Origin of the sequence: Streptomyces sp. NRRL F-6676 (assembly GCF_000725625.1) — a bacterium.
Lineage (GTDB): Bacteria > Actinomycetota > Actinomycetes > Streptomycetales > Streptomycetaceae > Streptomyces.
In genome coordinates this window covers 1-5,927 of sequence record NZ_JOHS01000100.1, presented here as the reverse complement: position 1 = coordinate 5,927, position 5,927 = coordinate 1, and the positions used below count along the sequence as shown (strand labels likewise).

5 protein-coding genes are annotated in these 5,927 nt (G+C 72.3%); 2 read left to right on the top strand and 3 right to left on the bottom strand.

The window, feature by feature from the left end:
- Positions 1-544 precede the first annotated feature (544 nt).
- The gene (gene trpS, locus IO29_RS30945; protein ID WP_030383472.1) at positions 545-1,543 is read left to right on the top strand and encodes a tryptophan--tRNA ligase; all 999 of its coding nucleotides are present in this window, start codon (positions 545-547) and stop codon (positions 1,541-1,543) included.
- Positions 1,544-1,630: 87 nt separating this feature from the next.
- Here the strand turns inward: trpS and proC are convergent, their stop codons facing one another.
- From proC to IO29_RS30930, 3 genes are all read right to left on the bottom strand, one after another.
- The gene (gene proC, locus IO29_RS30940) at positions 1,631-2,443 is read right to left on the bottom strand and encodes a pyrroline-5-carboxylate reductase (RefSeq protein WP_030383471.1); all 813 of its coding nucleotides are present in this window, start codon (positions 2,441-2,443) and stop codon (positions 1,631-1,633) included.
- Positions 2,444-2,557: 114 nt separating this feature from the next.
- Positions 2,558-3,100 carry a hypothetical protein gene (locus IO29_RS30935; protein ID WP_030383470.1) on the bottom strand — a complete coding sequence of 181 codons (543 nt, stop codon included), beginning with the start codon at positions 3,098-3,100 and terminating at the stop codon, positions 2,558-2,560.
- A 60-nt stretch (positions 3,101-3,160) separates the two neighbouring features.
- Positions 3,161-3,520: an SH3 domain-containing protein gene (locus IO29_RS30930; protein ID WP_030383469.1), complete on the bottom strand. Its 360-nt coding sequence runs from the start codon at positions 3,518-3,520 to the stop codon at positions 3,161-3,163.
- A gap of 143 nt (positions 3,521-3,663) precedes the next feature.
- Here IO29_RS30930 and IO29_RS30925 point away from each other — a divergent pair, with 143 nt between their 5' ends.
- Positions 3,664-5,814: a protein kinase domain-containing protein gene (locus IO29_RS30925; RefSeq protein WP_033226978.1), complete on the top strand. Its 2,151-nt coding sequence runs from the start codon at positions 3,664-3,666 to the stop codon at positions 5,812-5,814.
- Positions 5,815-5,927: the final 113 nt, after the last annotated feature.

Here is a 5,927-nt window from a genome sequence, read left to right as displayed (position 1 = left end):
AGCGCTTTCCTTTCCGGCGGTTCCGACTTTATCAGATCCGTTTCCGGTCCGATCCCCCGTCAGAAGGGGGCGTCTTCCCGGCCGTTGGGCCGTTCCGACTGGTGAGACTTTAGCGGATTCGCTGCGCCCGAGCTAATCGGGGGCCGGCGTCCTGTTCACGGATACCGAATCCTCATTTCGCACGTACGCATACCGAAGCAAAGACGACGCCATACGCAACGACGTATCGCCGAGTGATCGGTAGGTACTTGCGGAATGGCTGTCCGGGGACCGGCCCGAGGGCGGCGCTCACGTTCGGACAGCCCGGAGAACATTACGGATCGCCCGTAGGCGTGTCAACTCGGTGCCGTGGGGGGCCGCGGGCGCGTGGTGGGCGTACCCTCCTCCCCATGACCACGCGCACGTGCATCCAGCTCTGGTGGGCCGCCTGACGGCGGCCGACTCACATGCGCGAACCACGGCCGCCGCTTCGGCGGCCGTTCTCGTTTCTCCCTTCCGGGAGCCGGCCGGCCGGTGCGGCGGCCTCGACCGGGAGGTAGGAGAGATGACGAGGATCTTCAGCGGGATCAAGCCGACGGGGCATCTGACGCTGGGGAACTACCTGGGCGCCGTACGGCGGTGGGCCGAGGTGGACCAGCATGCGGCGGACGCGTTGTTCTGCGTCGTCGATCTGCACGCGCTGACCGTCGACCACGATCCGGCGCGGGTGCGGCGGCTCAGTCGGCAGGCGGCGACGCTGTTGCTGGCGGCGGGGCTCGACCCCGCGCTGTGCACCGTCTTCGTCCAGAGTCATGTGGACGAGCACGCCCGGCTGTCGTACCTGCTCGAGTGCGTGGCGACGGACGGGGAGATGCGGCGGATGATCCAGTACAAGGAGAAGTCCGTGCGGGAGCGGGAGCGGGGCGGCAGTGTGCGGTTGTCGTTGCTGACGTATCCCGTGCTGATGGCGGCGGACATCCTGGCGTACGGGACGGACGACGTGCCGGTGGGGGACGACCAGACGCAGCACGTCGAGCTGGCGCGGGATCTCGCGGTGCGGTTCAACCAGCGGTACGGGCACACGTTCGTGGTGCCGCGGGCCGTGCGGCCGCAGGTGGCCGCGCGGGTGATGAGTTTGCAGGATCCGCTCTCCAAGATGGGCAAGAGCGACGACGCGGGGCCGGGTGTCGTCTATCTGCTGGACGAGCCGGAAGCCGTGCGGAAGAAGGTCGCGCGGGCGGTCACCGACAGTGGGCGGGATGTGGTGTACGACCGGGAGGAGCGGCCGGGGGTCGCCAATCTGCTGGAGATCCTCGCGGCGTGCACGGGTGGGGAGCCGGTGAAGCTCGCGGCGGCGTACGACTCGTACGGGGCGTTGAAGCGGGATGTCGCGGAGGCGGTGGTCGAGGTGTTGCGGCCGGTGCGGGAGCGGCATCGGGAGCTGTGCGCGGATCCGGCGTATGTGGAGGGGGTGCTGCGGGCGGGGGCCGAGCGGGCCCGGGAGGTGGCTCGGCCCCGGGTCGACGCGGCGTACCGGGCGATCGGGTTGTTGCCGGCGGGGTGAGTGCCCTGGCCGTCCCGTTCCCCTCTGTCCCGTTCCCGTACGTCCCGGGGGTGCCGCGCGGGTGCGGCGCCCCTGGGGGCGGTGGCGTCAGGTGTTGCTGCCGGAGGCCAGTTCGCGGCTGCGGTCGCGGGCGGCCTCCAGGGCCGCGATCAGTGCGGCGCGGACGCCGTGGTTCTCGAGTTCGCGGATCGCGCTGATCGTGGTGCCGGCGGGGGACGTGACGTTCTCGCGGAGCTTCACGGGGTGTTCACCGCTGTCGCGGAGCATCGTCGCGGCGCCGATCGCGGACTGGACGATGAGGTCGTGGGCCTTGTCGCGGGGCAGGCCGAGCAGGATGCCGGCGTCCGTCATGGCCTCGACCAGGTAGAAGAAGTACGCCGGGCCGGAGCCGGAGAGGGCGGTGCAGGCGTCCTGCTGCGACTCGGGGACCTGGAGGGTCTTGCCGACGGCGCCGAAGATCTCCTCCGCGTGGGCGACGTGGGCGGGCGTCGCGTGGGTGCCGGGGGAGATGACGGACATGGCCTCGTCGACGAGGGCGGGGGTGTTCGTCATGACGCGGACGACGGGGGTGCCGGGGGTGAGGCGGTCCTCGATGGAGGCGGTGGTGATGCCGGCGGCGCCGCTGATGACCAGGCGGTCGGCGGGGGTGTGGGGGGCGAGTTCGGTGAGGAGGGTGCCCATGTCCTGCGGTTTGACCGTGAGGATGAGGGTGTCCGCGGATGTGGCGGCCTCGGCGTTGGTGACGGGGGTGACGCCGTGACGGGTGCGGAGGGTTTCCGCGCGGTCGGGGCGCCGGGTGGTGACGAGGAGGTCGGCGGGGGGCCAGCCGGCGCGGATCATTCCGCTGAGGAGGGCTTCGCCGATCTTGCCGGTGCCGAGGACTGCGACTTTCTGGGTCATGGCGTGGGGTGCCCTCCGGGGGTGCGGCGTGTCGTCGTCTTTGGTCATCTTTGCACCGGGGGCTGCGGGTGAGGGTCGGTGTCCGGTGGGCGGACGGGGGGGAGGGCCCGGGGTCTAGCCCTTGCTCCCGCGCTTCTTGGACGGGTTGCCTGTGCGGCGGGTGGTGCGTTGGGTGTGGCGGGTGCGGGCTGTTTCGTATTCCTGGCGGTGGAGGGACTCGCCGGGGGCTTCCTTCAGGGAGCGGACGGAGTAGGCCAGGAGTGAGCCGATGAAGCCGATGGCCAGCAGCCCGCGGAGGGAGGCCTGGCGTTCGGGGTCGGGGCGGCGGGTGAAGGAGCCCCAGGTGTGGCTGAACGCCAGTGCGCTGCACACCGCGAACATCACGACGATCAGCACGCTCACCAGGTTGCCGACGTCGGCGATGCGCAGCCCCTCGTAGGCGAAGCGCAGGACGAGGCAGCCCAGGGCGGCCGCCACGAGCGAGCCGACGGACACGGCGGCGCGGCGGGCGGCGTAGCCGCGGAGGCCGGGGTCGTGGTCGACCCAGGTGGTGCCGAAGAAGCGGAGGGGTTCGGGGCGGGGGCCGCCGCCGGTCCGGGGCTCCGGCCGGCCGTTCCCCGTGGTCCCGCGTTCGGTTCGTCCGGTTCGTTCGCTCACCGTTTGATTATCGCTCCGCCGTCGCCCGCCCCTCCGGGGAGGGGCGGGCGGCAGGGGTGATCAGGAGCAGCGCGGGGCGATGTAGCCGTCGCTGCCCGTCTTGACGTACGCGTCGGAGACGAACTGCGCGTTGCCGATGCAGTCCCAGATGTTCGTCGTGCCGTAGTAGCCGCTGACCGAGTCGCCCGAGCGCTGGCAGATGATCGGGACGCTCGTGCCGGCGGGCAGCGTGCGGACGATGGTGTAGTTCACGCCCGGTCCGCTGCGGACGTGCAGTTCGACGCCCGGGGCGATCGGGTACAGCTTCGTCGCCGCCGCGCTCGCCACCACCGCCTCCCCCGCGGACTCCCCCACCGGCTCCACCGTGAGTGCGGGCGGTGCCGTCGGTGCGGACTCCGGTGTGATCTCTTCCGTGGCCATATGGCCTCCCCCGTATGCGAGTTGAGAAAAATTCACGCCAATCGCTCTGGCGCCGCCGAGGCTAGCAAGCCCCACGGGATTCGTACGCAGCATCGACTAGGCTCGGCGCGTCGCGTATGCGGACGCGAGCACAGGGGTGACTGATGCCGCCACGGCGCAACGCCGGTACCGAACCGGAAGCGGAACGTCCGATCTACGCCGGGCAGTACCGACTGGAGGGCGAGCTCGGCTCCGGCGGCATGGGCGTCGTCCATCTCGCCCGGTCCACCTCGGGGCTGCGCCTCGCGGTGAAGGTGGTGCACGCGCGGTACGCCCAGGATCCGGAGTTCAGGGGCCGGTTCCGGCAGGAGGTCGCGGCCGCGCGGCGGGTCAGCGGGGCGTTCACGGCGTCCGTCGTCGACGCCGATCCGGAGGCCGAGCGGCCGTGGATGGCGACGCTCTACATCCCCGGGCCCACCCTCGCCGAGCATGTGAAGCGGAACGGCACGCTGCCCGCGGCGCGGCTGCGCCGGCTGATGGCGGGGCTCGCCGAGGCGTTGCGGGACATCCACCGTGTCGGCGTCGTGCACCGGGATCTCAAGCCCAGCAACGTCCTGCTCGCCGAGGACGGTCCCAAGGTCATCGACTTCGGCATTTCCCGGCCCTTCGACAGCGAACTGCACACGGAGACCGGCAAGTTGATCGGCACGCCGCCGTTCATGGCACCCGAGCAGTTCCGCAGGCCACGGGAGGTGGGGCCGGCCGCGGACGTCTTCGCGCTGGGGTCCGTGCTCGTGCACGCGGCGACGGGGCGGGGGCCGTTCCATTCGGACAGTCCGTATCTGGTGGCATATCAAGTCGTTCACGACGAGCCGGACTTGACAGGTGTGCCGGAGGAGCTCGCCGGGCTCGTCGCGCGCTGTCTGGCCAAGGAGCCGGAGGACCGGCCGACGCCGGACGAGTTGATGACGGCGCTGCGGTCGGTGTCCGCCTCGTACGACACGCAGGCGTTCATACCGGCGCAGCGGGAGGCGCCCGCCGTCGCCGTCGAGGGCGACGCGCGCGAGCGGTCGGAGGCGGGTACGGAGGGGGCCGGGGGGCCTTCTCGGCGGCGTCGGCGGCGGCGGTTGTGGCTGGTGGGGGGTGTCGTCGCCCTGGTGCTCGCTGTCGTGGGTGGTGGTGCCGGTGTGCTCGTCAGGTCGGGGGCGGGGGATGGCGGGCCGCGGAGTGGGGCTTCGGCGGGGAGTGACGTCCGGCCGTGGGCGGTGACGTTGCACGCGTCCGGCGTCACGGCGAGCGGCATGGCGCACTGCGTGGCCGGGGGCGGGCGGCTGTACTGCACGCGGGACGGGGTGCTGGCGGCGGCCGTCGATCCCGACGACGGGCGCACGCTGTGGGTGCGCCCGGGGAAGGCCGGCGCGGGCGCCGGGACCCCGGTGCTGTCCGGCGGCTTGCTGCACGTCGTCGGGCAGGGCGGAAAGCGGCTGACCGCGCTCGATCCCGCGACGGGGAGGACCCGGTGGAGCCGGGACATCACGCCGTACGCGGGGCGGATCGCGCACGCGGGCGGTGTCGTGCTGCTCACCGGTGCCGACTCGAAGGTGACCGCGCTGGACTCGTCGACCGGGGCGGTGAAGTGGCGGCGGGCGGTGCCGGGGCTGTCGTTGCCGGTGTTCCGGGTCTACGGGGACGGGCTCGCGTATGTCACGGGTGGCGCCGGCCGGGGCGGGACCACGGTGACCGCCGTGGATCCGGAGACCGGGGGTGTGCGGGCGCGGTGGCGGATGGACGGGGCGTTGACCGTCGTGGGGGCGCGGGGCGGGGCGGTGTGGTTCACCTCCACGGACTCCTCGTCGTACACGGACGCGGTGGTGCGGTACGAGGTGGCGAGCGGGGCGGTGCGGCGGGTGGAGCTGCGGTATCCGTTGCCGGGGGCGCAGGCGGTGGTGCGGGGGGAGGTGGTCTATCTGCTGGCCAGTGGGGGTGCGGTGGTGGCCGTCGGGACGGCTGCGGGGGGTGACGGTGGTGGCGCCGGTGGCCGGCAGCTGTGGCGGTTGGAGACGGCGGTGAGTCTGGCGTCCGCGCCGGTGGTGGCTGGGGGGCGGTTGTACTTCATGGCGGCGGACGGGCGGTTGGTGGCGGTGGATGTGGGGCGGGGGGTTGTGGTGGGGCAGACGGGGGTGCGGATGGGGGGCGTGCGGGGGTCCCTGCCGGGGGCTTTGGGGGGGCCGGTGGTTGTGGGGGAGCGTGTGGTGGGGGCGGCGCCGGATGGGGTGGTGTTCGGGGTTGGGGTGCGGGATCCCTCCGGGTGGTGAGGGGAGGGGGGTCGCGTGGTTTTTTTCGCCCCCGCCGCCCCTACCCGTCCCATCCCTTCAAGGGGCTCCGCCCCTTGGACCCCGGGAGGGCTCGGGTGGGTGGGGTTGTGGGT

Bases quoted from the DNA above. Each gene is read 5' to 3' on its own strand.
- trpS (WP_030383472.1), top strand. From the start codon at position 545: ATGACGAGGATCTTCAGCGGGATCAAGCCGACGGGGCATCTGACGCTG.
- proC (WP_030383471.1), bottom strand. From the start codon at position 2,443: ATGACCCAGAAAGTCGCAGTCCTCGGCACCGGCAAGATCGGCGAAGCC.
- IO29_RS30930 (WP_030383469.1), bottom strand. From the start codon at position 3,520: ATGGCCACGGAAGAGATCACACCGGAGTCCGCACCGACGGCACCGCCC.
- IO29_RS30925 (WP_033226978.1), top strand. From the start codon at position 3,664: ATGCCGCCACGGCGCAACGCCGGTACCGAACCGGAAGCGGAACGTCCG.